The sequence below is a fragment of the Streptomyces sp. 1331.2 genome (genome assembly GCF_900199205.1).
In the GTDB taxonomy this organism is placed as follows: domain Bacteria; phylum Actinomycetota; class Actinomycetes; order Streptomycetales; family Streptomycetaceae; genus Kitasatospora.
Genome location: NZ_OBMJ01000001.1, coordinates 3,066,821 through 3,085,190, shown reverse-complemented (window position 1 = coordinate 3,085,190; position 18,370 = coordinate 3,066,821). Strand labels below are relative to the sequence as shown.

Genomic DNA, 18,370 nt, shown 5'->3' with positions numbered 1-18,370 from the left:
GTCAGTTCACCCCGGCGGCGTGCTGCAGGACCGGCAGGGTCACCGCGCCGGCGAAGACCCGGCCGTCGTCGGTGAGCAGGACGTTGACGACCTTGGTGCCGATCAGGGTGCCGCCGTCGACCGGCTTGCCGAGCGACTTGATCAGCCCCTGCGGGTTCACCGACCCGCGGCCGCCGTGCTTGCCGTCGCCCTTCGGCGCCTCGACGCTGCCGGGCAGTCGGGTGGAGACCACGGTCGTCCAGCCCTCGCCGATCACGTTCGCGTCCCCGTTGCCGCTCCCGTTGCCGTGCGCCTTGGCCTCGGAGCCCGCCGCCGTGCCTTCCTTGATCGCGTCCTCCGCCTTCTTCTCCGTCACCTTGGCGCCCTTGGGCACGGTGAAGTCGAAGGTCTTGGCGGCCGGCTCGGCGAAGGAGACGTCGGTGAAGCGGACGTCCAGGACGGTGCTGCCGTCGGTGGACTTCACCGCCACCGCGAGCGGCACGCCGTTGTCGGCGGCCACCGCGATCCGGACCTCGGCGACGGTCGAACCGGACTGGGTCGGCTTGACGCTCAGCTGGTAGGCCTTCTGCCCGGCCACGCTCGCCGTCCCGGCGACGGTGACCGAGGTGGTGCCGGCGCTCGCGGCCAGGAACTGCCGGGCGGCCTCCTGCGGGGTGGTGGGCAGCTCGGTCAGCGGCGCGCCGGGGTGCTGGTCGGCGTGCTTGCGGGCGAGCTGGGCCGCCGCTCCGCTCAGGTGCACGGCGCTGTTGGTGGAGCTGTCCCAGGCCCAGGACTGGTCGCCGTTGCGGACCACGGTGTAGCCGGCCATGTTCTCCATGACGTCCACCCGCTGGCGCTCCGGGCCGTCCACCGCGACCCGCAGGGTCCGGTCGCCGCCCAGCAGGCCGAGCAGCTTGGTCTGCGGGTCCGCCGAGGAACCGGCGCTCTGCCCGCCCTGCCCGGCCGCCGAGGTGATCCCGCCGACCCCGCTCAGCAGCTGGGTGGGCAGGCCGAGGTCGGTGCTGATCGAGACCGTCCCGGACAGGGCCTGGGCCTGGGAGCCGAGCGCCTTGGCGACCACCTGCTCCGCCGTCAGCGACGGCAGGTCGGGGGCGGAGTCGGCGGCCAGCGCGGGCACCAGCCCGACCCCCGCGGCGATCACCGCGCCCACCGCCAGCGGCACGCCGGCGCGCATCAGTACGCGCCGGCGCGAGCGGTACGGCACCCCGCCGTCCGGGCCGTCACCCGTCACCGTCTCATTGGTCATGGCGTCCTCAACTCCTCTGCGAACACGTGCGGTTGCGCCTGCCCCTCCATTAGAGGCCGTCGTGCCCGCGCCGGCATCGCCCTGTGGGGCCAGATCGGGTTGGCCTTCTCGGGTACATCGACCCTGAGACGGCCTCAGGGTTGCTCCTCCCGGCGTACGACCGCTGGCGTAGGGTCGCGCCATGGACGGAACCGCCATGGACGCAAGCAACCCCCCGACCGCGAACGCGATGCGCCGCGCCCTGCGCCGCGCCCGGGACGGCGTCGCCCTCGACCTGACCGAGGCCGCCGTACTGCTGCAAGCCCGAGGCGAGGACCTGCGCGAGCTCTGTTCGAGCGCCGCCCGGTTGCGCGACGCCGGCCTCGAAGCGGCCGGCCGCCCCGGCGTCATCACCTACTCCAAGAGCGTCTTCATCCCGCTCACCCGGCTGTGCCGCGACAAGTGCCACTACTGCACCTTCGCCACCGTCCCCGGCAAGCTGCGCCGCGCGGGCCACGGGCTGTACATGTCCCCGGACGAGGTGCTGGAGGTCGCCCGGCGCGGGGCCGAACTCGGCTGCAAGGAAGCCCTGATCACGCTCGGGGACAAGCCCGAGGACCGGTGGCCCGAGGCCCGCGAGTGGCTGGACGCACACGGCTACGACGACACCATCGCCTACGTCCGGGCGATGTCCATCCGCATCCTGGAGGAGACCGGCCTGCTGCCGCACCTCAACCCCGGGGTGCTGAGCTGGACGGACTTCCAGCGGCTCAAGCCGGTCTCCGCCTCGATGGGCATGATGCTGGAGACCACCGCCACCCGGCTGTGGAGCGAGCCCGGCGGCCCGCACCACGGCTCCCCGGACAAGGAACCGGCCGTCCGGCTGCGGGTGCTGGAGGACGCGGGCCGCAGCTCCGTCCCCTTCACCAGCGGCCTGCTGATCGGCATCGGCGAGACGTACCGGGAGCGCGCCGAGTCGCTGTTCGCGCTGCGCAAGGTCTCCCGCGCCTACCACGGCATCCAGGAGCTGATCCTGCAGAACTTCCGCGCCAAGCCGGACACGGCGATGCGCGGCATGCCGGACGCCGAACTGGACGAGCTGGTGGCCACGGTGGCGGTGGCCCGGCACCTGATGGGCCCGACCGCCTGCCTGCAGGCCCCGCCGAACCTGGTGGACGGCGAGTACGGGCGGCTGATCGCGGCCGGCATCGACGACTGGGGCGGCGTCTCCCCGGTCACCCCGGACCACGTCAACCCGGAACGCCCCTGGCCGCAGATCGACCGGCTGGCCGAGGAATCGGCGGCGGCCGGCTTCGAGCTGCGCGAGCGGCTGGCCGTCTACCCCGAGTACGTGCGCCACGGCGAGCCCTGGCTGGACCCGCGGGTGCTGCCGCACGTCCGCGCCCTGGCCGACCCGGCCACCGGGCTCGCCGATCCGGACGCGCCGGTCGTGGGCCTGCCCTGGCAGGAGCCCGAGGACCTGCCGGAGTCGTACGGGCGCACCGACCTGCACGCCACCATCGACACCGAGGGCCGTACCGGCGACCGCCGCGCCGACTTCGAGGACGTGTACGGCGACTGGGAGGTGCTGCGCGAGCAGGTGCTCGCCAAGGGTGCCCCCGAGCGCCTCGCCGGGGACCTGCGCGGAGCCCTGGCGGTGGCCGCCGACGACCCGACGCAGCTGACCGACGACCAGGCACTGGCCCTGTTCCACGCCGACGGCCCGGCCCTGGACGCGCTCTGCCGGATCGCCGACGAGGTGCGCCGCGACGCCGTCGGGGACGAGGTCACCTACTGCGTCACCCGGAACATCAACTTCACCAACGTCTGCTACACCGGCTGCCGGTTCTGCGCCTTCGCCCAGCGGCGCACCGACGCGGACGCCTACACCCTGTCGCTGGAGCAGGTCGCCGACCGGGCCGCGCAGGCCTGGGAGGTGGGCGCCACCGAGGTCTGCATGCAGGGCGGCATCCACCCGGACCTGCCCGGCACCGCCTACTTCGACATCGCCCGCGCGGTGAAGGAGCGGGTGCCCGGCATCCACGTGCACGCCTTCTCGCCGATGGAGGTGGTCAACGGCGCGACCCGCACCGGGCTCTCGATCCGCGACTGGCTGCAGCGGGCCAAGGAGTCGGGCCTGGACACCATCCCGGGCACCGCCGCCGAGATCCTGGACGACGACGTCCGCTGGGTGCTCACCAAGGGCAAGCTGCCGGCCGCCACCTGGGTCGAGGTGGTCAGCACCGCGCACGAGCTGGGCATCCGCTCCTCGTCCACGATGATGTACGGGCACGTGGACACCCCGCAGCACTGGCTCGGCCACCTGCGGTTGCTCGCGGAGATCCAGCAACGCTCGCTCGGATCCGACGGCAGCGGCGGCTTCACCGAGTTCGTGACCCTGCCGTTCGTCCACACCAACGCCCCGGTCTACCTGGCCGGCATCGCCCGGCCCGGCCCGACCGCCCGGGACAACCGCGCGGTGGTGGCGATGGCCCGGCTGCTGCTGCACCCGCACATCCCCAACATCCAGACCAGCTGGGTCAAGCTGGGCGCCGAGGGCGCGGCCGAGATGCTCCGCTCCGGCGCCAACGACCTGGGCGGCACGCTGATGGAGGAGACCATTTCGCGGATGGCCGGTTCGGCGTACGGGAGTTACAAGTCGGTGCGCGACCTGCAGGCGATCGCCGAGCTGGCGGGCCGCCCGCACCGCCAGCGCACCACCACCTACGGCGAGGTGCCGGCCGAGCGCCAGGCCGCCGCCCGGGCCTCGGACGGACACCTGCCGGAGCTGCTGCCCGTACTGGACTGAGGACGCCAGGGCCGAGGGGCCACGGGCACGGAGGGGCACGGAGAAGGAGGGGCAGGGGGCACTGAAGTTCGAGGGAGCGCGTTGACGCGTTCACACCTTCGAATACAGTGCGAGGGCGCGCGCCGGCCGAGGGCCGCGCGGCCCCCCTACCCCGACGAAAGGCGCCCCGTCGTGATGCCACTGTGGTCACGCGCCCAGCAGCAGGACTACCGCAGCCGGGTGCGGGGCTGCCTGCTCGGCGGGGCCATCGGCGACGCGCTCGGCGCCGGCGTCGAGTTCGAGGCGCTGGAGAAGATCCGGGCGCAGCACGGCCCGCAGGGCGTCACCGGCTACGTCCCTGCGTACGGGCGCACCGGCGCCGTCACCGACGACACCCAGCTCAGCCTGTTCACCGTCGACGGGCTCATCCGCGCCCACATCCGGCGCGACACCGGCAGCTGGCACCCGCCCACCGACCTGCACCTGGCCTACCTGCGCTGGGCCGCCACCCAGCGCGACTGGGGCCCGGACGAGCGCCGCCCGGACCTCGGCTGGCTCGGCCGCGAGGAGTGGCTGTACGCCCAGCGCGCCCCCGGCCAGGGCAGCCTGTCCGGCCTCACCGGGCCCGACGCGGATCGGCTCGGCACGCTGGAGCGGCCCAAGAACCCGCACTCCAAGGCCTGCGGCACGGTGGTGCGCTCGGCCCCGTTCGGGCTGCTCACCACCTGGGAGCCGGGCCTGGTGTTCCAGCTCGCGGTGGAGTGCTCGGTGCTCACCCACGGCCACCCCACCGGCTACCTGGCGGCGGGCGCCTTCGCGGTGATCGTCCAGTCGGTCGCCCGCGGCGGCACCCTGGAGGAGGGCGTCCACCTGGCGCTCGCCCTGCTCTCCGAGCGGCACGCGCACGAGGAGACCACGGCCGCGCTGCGGGCCGCGCTGGACGCCGTCCGGGCCGGTGAACCGTCCGCGGACCGGGTCGAGGCACTGGGGGAGGGCTGGGTCGCCGAGGAGGCGCTGGCGATCGCGGTCTACTGCGCGCTGGTCGCCCACGACGTCCGCTCGGGCCTGCTGCTCGCCGTCAACCACTCCGGGGACAGCGACTCCACCGGCGCGATCTGCGGCAACCTGCTCGGGGTGCTGCACGGGGACACCGCGCTGCCGCCGGGCCTGGTGGCCGGGGTCGAGGGGCGCGCCGCGATCCTCGAACTCGCCGACGACTTCGTGCTGGAGCTGATGCACGGCAGCGAGCTGCACGACCGGCGGACCCCGGAGGGCGCCACCTGGGCCGCCCGCTACCCGGTGACCGGCTGAGGCAGGGCCCCGAAGCAGGCCCCGAAGCAGTCCCCCGACAGGGCAGTTGCCCGTAGCGTCGACCGTCGCCGGGGGTGGCGACGGGCACCGCTACGGGCAACTGGCCCGAGTACGGTACCTTCGCGTCGGTTCAGGGGCTGCCGAAGGCGCCCGAGGCCGCCGCGGCGGCGAAGGCGTTCCAGGCCTCGGTCGAGAAGGACAGCTGCGGGCCGTGAGGGTCCTTGGAGTCCCGGACGGCCACCACCCCCGCTCCGGGGACGGCGACCTCCACACAGGCGCCCTGGCCGCCGCTGTGACTGCTCTTCCGCCAACGGGTTCCGTACTCGGGTGGGGTGATCATTTTTCGTGCAGTTCCTTTTCGATGTCGGCTATCAGCGACCGGCTCTCCGCGACACCGAGTGCGGCCGCTCTCAGGTAGTCGTAGAGACCGGTATAGCGGCGCACATCGGCCTCCTTCTCCAGGTAGAGATCGCTCGTCACACCTTCGAAGTAGACAACCGTGGAATCGGCTGACTCCGGGAACTCCAGCAGGGAGAATGTCCCGGTCATGCCGGGGTGGGCGCCGTGCGCGAACGGGATCACCTGGATGGTGATGTTGGGGCGCTGGCTCAGCTCCAGCATCTGCCGCAGCTGCCGGGCCATCACCTCCTTGCTGCCGACCTCGCGGCGCAGCACCGCCTCGTCTATGACGGTCCACAGGCTGCCCAGCTGGTTCTCGCCGTGGACGCGCTCCTGGCGCTTCATCCGGACCTGCACCCGGCGCTGCACGGCGACCGCGTCGGTGTCCGGCTGGGTGCCCTCGACCACGGCCTGGGCGTACTGCTCGGTCTGCAGCAGGCCGGGGACGAAGGAGGACTCGTACGCGCGGATCGAGGAGGCCTCGGCCTCCAGCCCGATGTAGACGCTGTACGGGGTCGGCATGTCGTTGAAGTCGTGCCACCAGCCGCGCTGGCGCGACTCCTTGGCCATCTCCATGAGGCTGGAGCGCATCTGGTCGTCGGCCACGTTGTACACGTCGCAGAGGTCGCGCACGTCCCGCTGGCTGATGCTGCGGCGGCCGTTCTCCAGCCGGCTGATCTTCGACTGGGAGACCATCAGCCGGCCGGCGACCTCCTCCGCCGTCATGCCGAGCCCCTCGCGGAGCTTGCGGAGCTCGGACCCGAGGCGTCGGCGACGCACGGTGGGATTGACGTTGGCGGACACTTCGACCTCCGGCCGGACCTCTGGTGTTCGTTGGAGCGGCAGCCCTCGGAACACTTCGGACATTGGGACCAACCCCCCTGACTCGGAGCAGCATGTCACCTTGGGCCAGGTCGGCGCCGGGGAATCACAGCAGCGCGGTAGAACAGATCATCGGAAAAGTGCTTCCGCGAGACAGCGAAAGACCCCAGGTGGTAATGCGGCTCGGTGACTGGATCAGTGACTGGATCAGTGACTCGGACTGACAGTGCGACGGGTGTCCCCGGGAGTCCCGCGCAGCTGCCCCTGGCATGTGCGGGGGCGGGCTGCTGCGGGCTTCGGGGACGGCAGAGGGGCGGTCGCCGGGCGACTTGCGTCGCGGGGCGACCGCCCCTCGGTGCTCTTGGTGCCTCTGGCGGTTCGGGTGGTTCCGGCGGTTCGGGGTGGTGCTTTCCGGCGGCGCTCTCCGGTGGTGCGTCGGGTCGCTCAGCGCCCCCGTGGGGCGTGGGCGGGGCGGTGTGCGCCGTCGGGCGGGCCGTCAGGGGCGTCGGGCGGTGTATCGTGCCCCGGCCCCCGCGCCGGACCCTCCCCGAGCCCTCCGGTCGGGCCTGCTCCGGTCGGGCCCGCTCCGGTCATCGGACGCCGACCCGGGAGGCGGCGACCCGCCCGCCCGAACCGCGCCCCGCCGTACGGCTGCCGGAGCGGCCGGTGGCGGTCCCGGAGCCCTGGGCGGAACGGTTCTGCTGTGCCGGCAGGCCGTTCTGCACATCCATCACGGCGTGCGCGACCATCCCACCGAGCGGGTCGTACCGGATCAGGTCGCGCAGCCGGGACCGCGAGGACCGGCCCTCGTTGCCCGGGTACAGGTGCTTGCCCAGCCCCACCGAGTGGGCGAGCGCCGCCAGCGCGGCCGTCCGCGGGTCCGGCGGCACGCCGGTGCGGATCGCGGCGTCCAGCCGTTGCTTGATCGCGGCGTTGGTGCAGTCGTCGGACGCCTGGTACCGGATCGTCGGCAGCACCCCGCACACCTGGCCCGGCACGGCCGTGACCATGCCGCAGCGCTCCAGGTGCGCCAGGTACGTCTGCCGCAGCCCCAGCCGGGGCCCGCCGATCCAGTGCGCCGCGCGGACCGGACTGCCGCGTCGGCGCAGCAGTTCCAGTGCGTGGTCGAGGGTCGGGTCACCGGTCGGTCGTGCCAGTACGACGGCGATCCGGTCTCCCTCCGGTACGATCCGTCCGGCCAGGGACAGCTCGACGAGCTGCGCCCCGGCGAGTCCGAGGTCGAGGGTCTGCGGCTGCGCCGTGGTACCCGTGGTCGGGTCCAAGGCGAGCAGCAAGAGTTCCTCGGGAACAGTTCTGCGGCTCTTGCCCATCCAAGCCTCCCCGCGTGGATGAGAGACAGGGTGACGCCTCTCACACGGGCTTGTCGAGTACGCCTCCGAATCGTGACCTTGCGCTGGAGGCGCGGAACCGGCGGCCGCAGGCCCGGCGTCTGACCGGTGAACAGGCCGCAGTGCGTCCGTGCGACGGCAATAAGCGCCGGTCGGGCGGGGTGTGCGCGATGGGATCGGCCGTCGGTGGCGGAAACTGTACAGATACACGGGGCGGGGCGTCGGCTTCCCGAAATCGGGTTCGCCGGTGCCCCGCCGGGCGTTGAGGAGGCTGGGATACGTGGGCGAGTCCCCCGACAGGGTGCTGAGGGACGGCGAGCGGGAGCAGGACCGGGAACGCGAACGGACCGGCACGGACGCCGCTGCGGCCGAGTCGGCCACGTCCGCCGCGTCCGCCACCGGGACGGCCGACGCCGAGACCGCGGCCGAGACCGGGGCTGAGGCCGAGAGGGCTGACGAGACCCCCCGGGACGACTCCGCGGAGACCACCGGCGAGAAGCCCGCGAAGGCGTCCGCCGACGCCCCGACGGCGGCGGCCAAGGGCGGCTCGACCGTACAGCTCCGTGTCCAGGATGTGGACAGCAAGACGACGATGCTGCGGCTCCCGGTGGACAACAAGACCACCGCACTGCGGCTGCCCGAGGAGCTGCTGAAGGCTGCCGGTAACGGGAGTTCCGGTGGTGAGGGGAAGAAGGCGGAGGCCTCGTCGGTGACCGACGGGGTGAAGGAGCCCGCCGAGCGCCCGTCCGGCGCCGACCCCCGTCTCGCGATTCGGACGGCGGTGGCGAAGGCTGTCGAGGAGCCCGAAGACGCCGGGAAGACCGAACGCGCCGAGAAGACCGCCCCGGCCGAGAAGGCCGAAGAGGCCGGGGGCGGCGCGGACAAGAAGGACAGTAAGGACGGCAAGGCCGCCGAGGCCGCTGCCGAGGACTCCTCCGAGGCCTCCGAGGCCGACGCCGACGCTGCCGACGCCGTCGAGTCCGCCGCCCCGGCGGCCGGCTCGGTGCCCGAGCCCCCGGCGCCGCGCCCGCTGCCCGAGCCCGAGCCCGAGCCCATCCCGGACCCCGAGCCCGAGCCCGAACCGCGTCCGAAGCCCCGCCCCCTCCCCACGCCGACGCCCGGCCCGAAGCCGCTGCCCGAGCCGGACCCGCGGCCGGTGCCGCCGGCCCCGCCGCTGCCCCGGCCCGAGCCGATGCCGGAGCCGGCGCCGGAGCCGCTGCCCTCGCCCGAGAACACGGCCGAGGCGATGGAGGTCCTGGCCTCCCTCAACTCCCGCCCGGTCTCGCCGCTGCGCCGCGCCCTCAAGCGGGCGACCATCTGGACGGTCTTCCTCGCCCTGGTGCTCGGTGCGGTCGTGGTGGCCCAGCTGCTGCGCCCGCTGCCGGACGCCAGGGTGAAGATGACCGCCACGGCCAGCTACAGCTTCGGTGGCGACCAGCTCGACCTCGCCTGGCCGGCCAAGGGCCAGTCCGCCGCCGAGGTGGTCGGCATCGGCAGCCTCGGCAGCTCGGGCCAGGAGGCACCGGCCTCGATCGCCAGCGTCACCAAGGTGATGAACGCCTACCTGATCCTGCAGAAGTTCCCGCTGAAGAAGGGAGAGAGCGGCCCCAAGATCACCGTCGACAAGCAGGCCGCCCAGGAGTCCGGCAACCTCGACGAGTCCCGGGTGACGCTCACCGAGGGTCAGGTCATCACCGAGTACCAGGCGCTGGAACTGCTGATGCTGCCCTCGGCCAACAACGTGGCCCGGCTGCTCGCCCGGTTCCACTCCGGCTCCGAGGACGCGTTCGTCAAGCAGATGAACGACACCGCGGCCAAGTTCGGCATGACCAACACCATCTACGCCGACCCGGCGGGCTACAACGCGGACACCAAGTCCACCGCCAAGGACCAGCTGAAGCTGGCCGAGCAGGTCATGCAGGACGAGATCTTCCGGCAGATCGTCTCCACCCCGGAGACCAACTTCAACAACGTGAAGATCTCCAACACCAACAACCTGATCAACCCGAAGACCGGCGTCATCGGCGTCAAGACCGGCTCCAGCACCCCGGCCGGCGGCTGCCTGATGTGGGCCGCGTACAAGGAGATCGACGGTGTGCGGCGGCTGATCCTCGGCGTCACCCTCGGCCAGCCGGCCGCGTCGCCCAACAAGGGCGACGACATCCTGGCGACAGTGCTGAGGGTCAGCGGCAAGCAGATCCAGGCCGCGCAGAGCGGCGTGACCGGTCAGACCGTGGTCAAGAAGGGCGATGTCGTCGGCTCGGTGGACGACGGGCTGGGAGCCAAGGTCCCGCTCGTCGCGACCAAGGACCTGGTGGTGGCGGGCTTCCCCGGCATCTCCGGCACGATCACCCTGGACGCGGCGAAGATCGGCCACGACGAGCCGGCCGGCAAGGAGGTCGGCGTGCTGCGCGTCGGCACCGGCGAGAACACGTCGGAGGTCAAGGTGGCGCTCCAGTCCGACCTCAAGCCGGCGTCCATCCAGTCCCGGCTGCTGCGCATGCTGTGAGCCGGTGAGCAGCTGACCCGGTGCACCGCCGAGCCGCTGAACCGATCCATTGCCGAACGCCGAAGGGGAGCCGGTCCGCACCGGCTCCCCTTCGGCGTTCGGCCCCTCCAGGCCGCCACGCCCCCTACATATCGCGGTCGAGCAGCGCGACCGTGAACCCGCCGAGCGGCGTCACCTGGTCCGGGTCGCCGTACTGGGTGCGGAGCACCTGGGCCTGGTCCGAGGGCACGGCGGCCAGCGGGTCGGTGGTGTCCCCGAGGACCACCAGCCAGATCCGCGACACGGAGCCCAGGCAGTCCTCCGGCTTCGGGCAGGGCGTCGGCGACAGGTCCTCCGCGTCGTCGGCGCTCTGCGCGACGAACACCGGGTACGGGTGCACGTCCGACGGCAGGTAGTGGCTGACGCCGGGCCAGGCCATCGCCCAGGACTGGTCGCCCAGCGGCGCCGCCAGGCCGTCCCCGGAGCGGTAGCCGGACGCTATCGTCCGGGCCGCCGCCTTGAACGGCTCCTCCGAGCCGTTGTGCGAGCCGACGTACCGCACCGCGGGCTGCTTGGGCAGCGCCGCCACGGCCGGCACCGCGAGCAGGCCCGCCGCCAGCAGCCCGGCCAGCGCGCCGGCCCGGCGGGGCGCCAGGCCGCGTCGTGCCAAGGTCGCGGCCGCGCCGTACGCCGCCCCGACCCCGCCCCCGGCCAGCACCGCCCAGGCCGGCACCGTGAACAGCAGGTACCGGTCGATGAAGTACGAGGTGTCGGTCAGCCGCGACACCAGCCAGACGCCCACCACCGGCAGCTCGGCGAGCAGCAGCACCTGCCAGGCCTGCAACCGCCGGCCGGGCAGCACCAGGGCCGGGAGCGCCAGCAGGAGGAAGGCGTGGAACACCCGGTCCGAGCCGAGCAGGTGCTCGCCGAACCAGACGAGGCCGCGGAAGGACGGGGTGGGGATCCAGCCCAGCTGCCGGTCCGACTGCCGGCTGCCGAGCAGCATCACCGGCAGCACCGGCAGGGCAGCCACCGCGACCGCCAGCAGGTACTGCCACAGCAGCCGCCGATCCGCCGCCGACCGGGTGCGCCACAGGTGCAGCGCCACCAGGGCGACCTGCCCGGCCACCGTGCTGAAGGAGATCAGGTGCCCCGCGCCGGCCAGCGTCATCGCCACGCAGTACGGCGCCCAGCGGCGCCAGGTCGGCCGCTCCAGCGCCCGCAGCAGGAAGTACCCGGCGCCCGCGATCGCGCAGGTCACCAGCGCGTACGAGCGGGCCTCCTGGGCGTACCGGGAGACCTCCGGCGGCACCGCGAACAGCAGGCCCGCGCCGACGGCCGCCACCCGGCTGCCGAACAGCCGCCGGGCGGTCAGCGCCACGAACGCGGCGGCCCCCGCCATGGCCAGCACGGAGGGGACGCGCAGGGCCACCGTCGAGTCGCCGAACACCGCCGTCCAGGCGTGCATCAGCAGGTAGTAGGCGCCGTTGCTGGCGTCGATGTGCTGGAGCAGCCGCAGCAGGTCGCCCAGCGAGCGGGTGGCCACCGTCGAGGTCGCTATCTCGTCCCGCCACAGGTCCGGTGTCCCCAGCCGGTACCCGCCCACCGCGAGCATCACCACCGCCGGCCACCACCACACCTGCCCCGACAGCCGGACGACCGGGCGTATCGCAGGTCTCATCGGGTCCTTCGTCTCCTTCACACGGCGTGCCAGGGTGGTCCGGGGCGGGCCAGGGCGGGGCGAGCGCGGCCGAACACGGCCGAGCACTTCCCGGCAGGCTACTTGACCCGCCCTGACACCCCGTCGGCACCCGCACCCCCGTCCGCCAGCCCCCTCTCCACGCCCGATCCGGTACGCTGTGAACGGCCTCGGCACAGCCCGGCCACGCCTCAGTAGCTCAGGGGATAGAGCACGGCTCTCCTAAAGCCGGTGTCGCAGGTTCGATTCCTGTCTGGGGCACGAGAACACGCAGGTCGCAGGCCCCCGCCCCACCCGGGCGGGGGCCTGCGGCCGTTTCCGGAGCCGGCCTCCGCGGAAAGTCGGGGCGGGCGTGCTCAGGGGTGCCGTACCCCTCCGGGAGGAGGCGGCGGGGGCGTTGGTCCGTCCACGGAGTGATCATGGAAGCGACCTGGTGCCGACGGCCGGGACGGCCGTGGTTCCTAGGCTCGGAGCAGTCCCTGCCGGAGCGTCGTGCCCGACCAGGGCGGACGAGCCGGGGAACGATGACGACCTACCGATACACCGTGGCCGAGCTGCGCGGGCAGCTGCGCCAACTGCTCCTGAGCGGCGCCGCGATCGCACTGGGGGTGGCCTTCCTGATCGCCTCCGTCAGCGGCAGCGGGGCGCTGGTGGACTCCTTCAGCCAGACCGCGGCGGCCGAGGTCGGCCCCGGCGACATCCAGGTGACCGGAACGGCCGCGGCCGGTGCGCCGGATGCGGCCGCCGTCGAGCGGGCGCGGGGGACCGCCGGGGTGGCGGCGGTGGCGCCGCGGCTGACCGGCACTGGTGCGGTCCTGGCCGCCGACGGCCGTCCGCTCGACCGGACGGCCGTGGTCAGCGCCGTCGCCGAGGACCCGGCGCTGCGCTGGCAGCTGCTCCGGGACGGCCGCTGGCCGGCCGGACCCGGCGAGGTGCTGCTGGACACCGACACCGCGCACCGGCTCGACGCCGCCCCCGGCACCGAGGTGCAGCTGGCCCGGGCCGACGGCTCCGCGACCACCGCCCGTCTGGTCGGCACCCTGGACGGGCGGGGCGCGCCGAGCTTCGCCGGACGTCCGGTCATCGGCGTCCCGGCGGGCGCGCTCGCCCAGTACGCCACCGGCGTCACCGCCGCCAGGCTCGACGTCCGGCTCGGCCCGGACGCCTCCCGCACCGGCACCGCCGAGGCCCTGCGGGCCGCGCTCGGCAGCGGCGCCGAGGTGCACACCCGCGAGGCCTCGGTCCGCGAGGCGACCCGGCAGAGCGGCACCCTCTACGGGGTCGTGCTGATCGCCTCGCTCTCCTTCGTACTGATCGCGCTCGCCGTGGCGCGGATGGTCGGCGGCAACACCTTCTCGGTGATGCTGGCCCAGCGGACCCGCCAACTCGCCCTGCTGCGCTGCGTGGGCGCCGACCGGCAGCAGCTGCGGCGGCTGATCCGCCGCCAGGGGCTGCTGCTCGGAGCGGGCGCCTCGGCGGCGGGCGTGCTGCTGGGGGTCCTGCTCTGCGCGGTCGGGACGGCGGTGGCCGGCACGCTCGACCTCGGGCCGGTGCACCTCTCTCTGCTGCCCGCGCCGCTCACCTGTGCGCTGGCCGGGCTGTTCGGCATCCTGCTCACCCTGCTCGCCGTCCGCGGACCGGCGAAGGCCGCGGCTGCCGTGCCGCCGGTCGCCGCGCTCGGCGGCACGCCCGCGCCGACCGGCGGGGCGGCCCGGGTGCGGGCCGCGGTCTGGATCTCCGGGCTGCTGCTCGCCGGGACGACACTGCTGGTGACCGGTGCCCTGGCGCCGCCGCCGCTCTCGCTGCTCGCGGTCACGCTCGGGGCGATCGCCAGCTTCTTCGGCGTGCTGCGACTCGCCGACCGGGTGCTGCCTGCGGTCGTCGGCCTGCTGGGCCGGCCCGCCCGGCGGCTCGGCGGCACCGCCGCACGGCTCGCCGCCCAGCAGCTGCGGCTCAACCCCGGCCGCACCGGGGCGACCGGCGCGGCGCTGCTGCTCGGCGTGACCGTCATGGTCGGCGCGGTCACCGCGCTGGAGGTCACCTCCGGCTCGCTGGTCCCGGCGGTGTCCGCGCGTCAACCCGGCGTGTTCTCGGCGGCCGCCGGCAGCGGCGGCGCACTGCCCGCCGGGGCGATCGGCTCGCTCGCGGCCGAACGCGGCCTGACCGTCACCCCGGTCCGGTCCGCCACCGTCGACCTGGACGGCCGGCCCACCCTGGTCGCGGCCGCCGACCCCGCCCGGCTCAACCCCTCGACGGACGGCCTGGACCGGGCCCGGACCCTCGCCGACGGCGCCGCGCTGAGCGGGCTCGGCGAGTCAGGGTCGCGCCGCGTCGGCGGCAGCGGCGGCTCCGGCAGCAGCGCCGGCGGCATCGAGCTGCGGCTCGAACCAGGGCACAGCAGCCTGCCGTTCACCCTGCAGAGCGGCGCAACCCTGCTGGTGACCCCCGCGACTCTGGACCGCCTCGCCCCCGGCGCGCCCGTCACCACGGTGTGGATCACCCCGGCCGACGGCGAGGACCGCCCGACCGCCCGCCGGGCCCTGGACCGGGCCCTCGCCGACCACCCCCAGGTGACCGTCACCGACACCGCCGCGCAGGCCGACACCCTGCGCTCCCTGCTGGACCGGCTGACCACCGTCAGCATGGCCCTGCTGTCCTTCTCCGTCGCCATCGCCGGCCTCGGCGTCGCGGCCACCCTGATGCTCAGCATCAGCGAACGCTCCCGCGAGATCGGCATGCTGCGCGCCATCGGGATGTCACGCCGCCAACTTCGCCGGATGCTCACCCTGGAGGCCGTCCTGCTCTCGCTGGCCGCCGCCCTGGTCGGCACCGCCCTCGGCATCGGCTACGGCTGGGCCGCCGCCCGATCTGTCACCTCCACGGTCGGCACGGTGGGCGGCCCGCCGGTCCTGCCGGTGCTGGCGGCGCTGGCCCTGACCGTGCTGACCGGCCTGGCCGCCGCCGTCCTGCCGGCCCGCCGGGTCGGCAGGATGACCGCGGTTGCGGCCATGCGGGCCACCTGACGGGCCGTGGCGGCGGTACGGGCCGTACGGGCCGGGTTCAGGCCAGCTTTACTTGCGCGCGCGGCTCGGCCGGGCGGGCGGCGGCAAGGGCGAGGTCGGCGAGCAGGGTCTCGGTCTCGCGGGCGGTGCGCAGGACGGTCGGGTCGAGGTCGACGACGATCACCTCGCGCCGGTCCTCGCTCGCCTCGGCGATCAGGCGGCCGTCCGGGCCCCAGACCGCGCTACCGCCGCAGGTGTGCCAACCGCCGGTGTGGCCGACGTGGTTGGCGAGCACCGTGTAGAGGGTGTTGTCGAGCGCGCGGGCGGGGAACCAGGTCCGGGACTCGTGGTGGCCGTGGCCCACGCTGAACAGGGCTCCGACCAGGTAGGCGTGGCAGCCGTCGAGGGCGGCGGCGCGGGCGTGCTCGGGGAAGCCGGAGTCGTAGCAGACGCCGAGGCCGAGCCGCCAGCCGTCCAGCTCCACGGTGCAACCGGCCGTCCCGGGGCGGTAGTAGTCGCGTTCGCTCTTGAAGAGGTGCTGCTTGTCGTAGCGGGCGACGAAGCCGCCGTCCGGGCCGAGGACGAGCGCGGAGACCCGCAGGTCCGCACCGTCCTGGACGGCGGCGCCGACCACGGCGGCGGTGCCGGTCTCACGGCAGGCGTCGGCGATCGGGGCGAGGCGCGGATCGCCGGGCTGGACGGCGTACTTGAGCGGGTCGGTGCGGATCAGCTCGGGCTCGTAGCCGGAGAGGAACTTCTCCGTGAAGAGCACCAGGCGGGCGCCGGCCGCGGCCGCCTCGCGGATCAACTCGGCGGCCTGGGCGGCGTTGGCGGGTATGTCGCCGGCGACGGCCTGGGCCTGGACGGTGGCGATCCGCAGCGGGCGCTCGGGGTATCCGGCAGGGGCGGCGGCGAGAACGGGGTCAGTGGACACGGCCGTCACGCTAGCGGACGGCCCCGAAGCGGTGACCGGGCGCCAGCGGAGGTCAGCGGAGGGTCGGGGAGGTCAGCGGAGGGCCGGGGGGTCAGCGGACGGTCTCGTCGGGCCGGTCGGCTGCCTCGTCCGGAGTGGGGTAGTCAAGATCGGCCTCGTCCGGATCGGCCTCGTCCAGCAGGCCGGCGGGGACGGGCGGCCGCGCGGAGGACACGATGACCCGCTGAACCCTCGGTCTGGTGCGCCAGTTGACCCGCCGTACGTCCCGGGCCAGCGCGCCGGGGCGCCAGAGCTCGATCACGGCGGTGACGGTGCCCAGCACGAATCCGGCGGCCAGCCAGCCGGCCAGCACGTCGCTGGGCCAGTGCACGCCGAGGGCGATCCGGGTCCAGCCGATGGTCAGCACGCTCGCCGCCGCCACCGCGCAGGCGGCGGTCCGGCCGCGCCGGTGGACCCGGTACCAGAGCAGGCCGACCAGGACGGCGCAGGTGATCGCCGAGGCCATGGCGTGCCCGGAGGGAAAGGCCGGGCCGCCGGCGTGCGAGACCGGGTCGGTGAAGGCGGGCCGTCCGCGGTCGAAGGCCGCCTTCAGTGCCCACAGGGCGCCCCAGCCGACCAGGGTCTGGGCGGCCACCCAGCCGGCCAGCACGCGGGCGCCGATCAACCAGAGCCAGACGGCTGCGACGCCCAGGAGTGCACGCATCGTGACGGTGCCGCCGATGTCGGAGAGCGTCTGCACGGCGGCGGTCCACGCCCGGTGTTCCCGGGCGTAGTCGTGCAGTTCGCCGATCCACTCCTGGTCGAAGCGGTCCAGTGGTTGCCAGTGGCTCGTCACCAGAGCCGCCAGGACGCCGAACAGCGCGGCACAACCCAACGCGAGCGCTGCGTCCCGAAGGAGACTGCGGTAACGCGCAGTGACGGAGGTCGTGCTGTTGGTCAGGTGCATGGCTGACACCTTCCCAGTGTCCCGCACCGATCAGGAGCTGGGCCGATAGCGATTTGGCATCTTTTGTGGGGAGGTCCTGCGTGCGCCGGGGCGTTTGCGCGGGCGGAAAGCGGGGGCGTGCGGGAACGTGTGCGGCCGTTCGCGGGTTCAACGGAAGGGCGACCTCCGCGTGAGGGTCGAGTGAAGAAATCGCTCCCCGAACGGTCGTGTCGGGAAGCGGACCGTGCCCGGGCGGTCACCGAGCGTCCAAAGTCGGTGTGAAAACCGGCAGGATACTGCATCGCGCGGAAGAATCGGAGTGACTTGGGAATGTTGTCCGGATTCTGTTCGTTGGATCGTTACGTGTGAGCCCCAAGGGCCCGCACTTCTTGCCCTCATGGCAGGCAGGCAGACCTCGGCAACACCAGCAAAGGGAGCAAGCATGGCCACCCGTGCCGTCGTTCGCGACAGGGCCGACCGGACTCGCGCGGCCCGCCCGACCAACCTTGAGGCCGACCGCGACCTGGTCGGCATGTACCTCGACGAGATCGCCAGGACGCCCCTGCTCGATGCCGCCGAGGAGGTCGAGCTCTCGCTGCGGATCGAGGCCGGCGTGTACGCCCAGCACCTGCTGGACGAGGGCGAACTCCCCGACGGCAGCACGCGCGAGGAGCTGGAGGCGATAGCCGCCGACGCCGAGCGCGCCAAGGACGTGTTCATCCGTTCCAACCTCCGTCTCGTCGTCGCCGTCGCCCGCCGCTACCCGCGCAGCGGCCTTCCACTGCTGGACCTCATCCAGGAGGGCAACGCGGGCCTGGTGCGCGCCGTCGAGAAGTTCGACTACGCCAAGGGTTTCAAGTTCTCCACGTACGCGACGTGGTGGATCCGGCAGGCGATCACCCGGTCCATCGCCGACCAGTCCCGCACCATCCGGCTGCCCGTGCACCTGGTGGAAGAGCTGGGGCGGATCCGGCGGGTGCAGCGGGAGAAGTCCAAGGAGCTGGGCCGCGAGGCCGAGCCGGCCGAGATCGCGGCCGACTTGGACACCACCGAGGCCCGGATCAAGGACGTGCTGGACTGGGCGCGGGATCCGGTCAGCCTCAACATGTCGGTGGACGACGAGGGCGAGACGCAGTTCGGGGACCTGGTCGAGGACACCGGGGCGACGTCCCCCGAGGACGCCGTGATGGTGATGCTCCGCCGTGAGGAACTGGACGACCTGATCGGGCGGTTGGACGACCGCACGGCCTCGATCATCCGCTCCCGGTACGGCATGGAGGACGGCCGCGAACGCACCCTCACCGAGGTGGGCAAGCAGCACGGCCTCACCCGTGAGCGGATCCGCCAGATCGAGAAGCACGCGCTGGCCGAGCTGAAGAAGATCGCCGACCACGCGGGCTTCGAAGCCGCCTGACCGGCCCGTCGGCG

The 18,370-nt window shown here is 73.5% G+C and carries 12 protein-coding genes and 1 tRNA gene; 6 read left to right on the top strand and 7 right to left on the bottom strand.

The features are described from left to right. Position 1: 1 nt before the first annotated feature. On the bottom strand, positions 2–1,246 hold the full coding sequence (locus tag CRP52_RS12960) for a LolA family protein (RefSeq protein WP_097236542.1): 1,245 nt from the start codon (positions 1,244–1,246) through the stop codon (positions 2–4). A 181-nt stretch (positions 1,247–1,427) separates the two neighbouring features. Here CRP52_RS12960 and CRP52_RS12955 point away from each other — a divergent pair, with 181 nt between their 5' ends. Both CRP52_RS12955 and CRP52_RS12950 read left to right on the top strand, forming a co-directional pair. After that, complete coding sequence (locus tag CRP52_RS12955) at positions 1,428–4,034, top strand: bifunctional FO biosynthesis protein CofGH (protein ID WP_257032445.1); 2,607 nt, start codon at positions 1,428–1,430, stop codon at positions 4,032–4,034. 174 nt (positions 4,035–4,208) lie between these two features. Beyond that, positions 4,209–5,324, top strand: coding sequence for an ADP-ribosylglycohydrolase family protein (locus tag CRP52_RS12950; protein ID WP_097236540.1), 1,116 nt, complete (start codon positions 4,209–4,211; stop codon positions 5,322–5,324). A 130-nt stretch (positions 5,325–5,454) separates the two neighbouring features. Here CRP52_RS12950 and CRP52_RS12945 read toward each other — a convergent pair whose 3' ends face one another. The 3 genes from CRP52_RS12945 to CRP52_RS12935 all read right to left on the bottom strand — a co-directional run bounded on the left by CRP52_RS12945 (position 5,455) and on the right by CRP52_RS12935 (position 7,876). Continuing rightward, complete coding sequence (locus tag CRP52_RS12945) at positions 5,455–5,664, bottom strand: DUF397 domain-containing protein (protein WP_097236539.1); 210 nt, start codon at positions 5,662–5,664, stop codon at positions 5,455–5,457. Then, complete coding sequence (locus tag CRP52_RS12940) at positions 5,661–6,527, bottom strand: helix-turn-helix domain-containing protein (RefSeq protein WP_097236538.1); 867 nt, start codon at positions 6,525–6,527, stop codon at positions 5,661–5,663. The genes CRP52_RS12945 and CRP52_RS12940 overlap by 4 nt, the downstream gene beginning before the upstream one ends. A gap of 608 nt (positions 6,528–7,135) precedes the next feature. Continuing rightward, the gene (locus CRP52_RS12935) at positions 7,136–7,876 is read right to left on the bottom strand and encodes a GOLPH3/VPS74 family protein (protein WP_097236537.1); all 741 of its coding nucleotides are present in this window, start codon (positions 7,874–7,876) and stop codon (positions 7,136–7,138) included. Positions 7,877–8,486: 610 nt separating this feature from the next. On the opposite strand from CRP52_RS12935, the gene CRP52_RS12930 reads away from it, so the two are divergent. After that, positions 8,487–10,403 (top strand): D-alanyl-D-alanine carboxypeptidase family protein, encoded by a 1,917-nt coding sequence (locus CRP52_RS12930; protein WP_373560556.1) that lies wholly within the window; start codon positions 8,487–8,489, stop codon positions 10,401–10,403. Between the two features lie 124 nt (positions 10,404–10,527). Here CRP52_RS12930 and CRP52_RS12925 read toward each other — a convergent pair whose 3' ends face one another. Next, entirely contained in the window at positions 10,528–12,063 is a 1,536-nt protein-coding gene (locus CRP52_RS12925) for a glycosyltransferase family 39 protein (RefSeq protein ID WP_097236535.1), read from the bottom strand. A gap of 206 nt (positions 12,064–12,269) precedes the next feature. On the opposite strand from CRP52_RS12925, the gene CRP52_RS12920 reads away from it, so the two are divergent. After that, a tRNA-Arg gene (locus tag CRP52_RS12920) sits at positions 12,270–12,342 on the top strand. A gap of 263 nt (positions 12,343–12,605) precedes the next feature. After that, complete coding sequence (locus tag CRP52_RS12915) at positions 12,606–15,104, top strand: FtsX-like permease family protein (protein ID WP_101948185.1); 2,499 nt, start codon at positions 12,606–12,608, stop codon at positions 15,102–15,104. 37 nt (positions 15,105–15,141) lie between these two features. Here CRP52_RS12915 and CRP52_RS12910 read toward each other — a convergent pair whose 3' ends face one another. Together CRP52_RS12910 and CRP52_RS12905 are read right to left on the bottom strand one after the other, a co-directional pair. Beyond that, the gene (locus CRP52_RS12910; protein ID WP_097236533.1) at positions 15,142–16,017 is read right to left on the bottom strand and encodes a carbon-nitrogen hydrolase family protein; all 876 of its coding nucleotides are present in this window, start codon (positions 16,015–16,017) and stop codon (positions 15,142–15,144) included. Between the two features lie 91 nt (positions 16,018–16,108). After that, positions 16,109–16,963, bottom strand: a complete 855-nt coding sequence (locus CRP52_RS12905; RefSeq protein WP_097236532.1) for a phosphatase PAP2 family protein — start codon at positions 16,961–16,963, stop codon at positions 16,109–16,111. 421 nt (positions 16,964–17,384) lie between these two features. Between CRP52_RS12905 and CRP52_RS12900 the strand changes: the two genes are divergently transcribed. Beyond that, a complete protein-coding gene (locus CRP52_RS12900; protein WP_097236531.1) occupies positions 17,385–18,356 on the top strand; it encodes a sigma-70 family RNA polymerase sigma factor in 972 nt (323 codons plus the stop codon). The last annotated feature ends 14 nt before the right edge of the window (positions 18,357–18,370 follow it).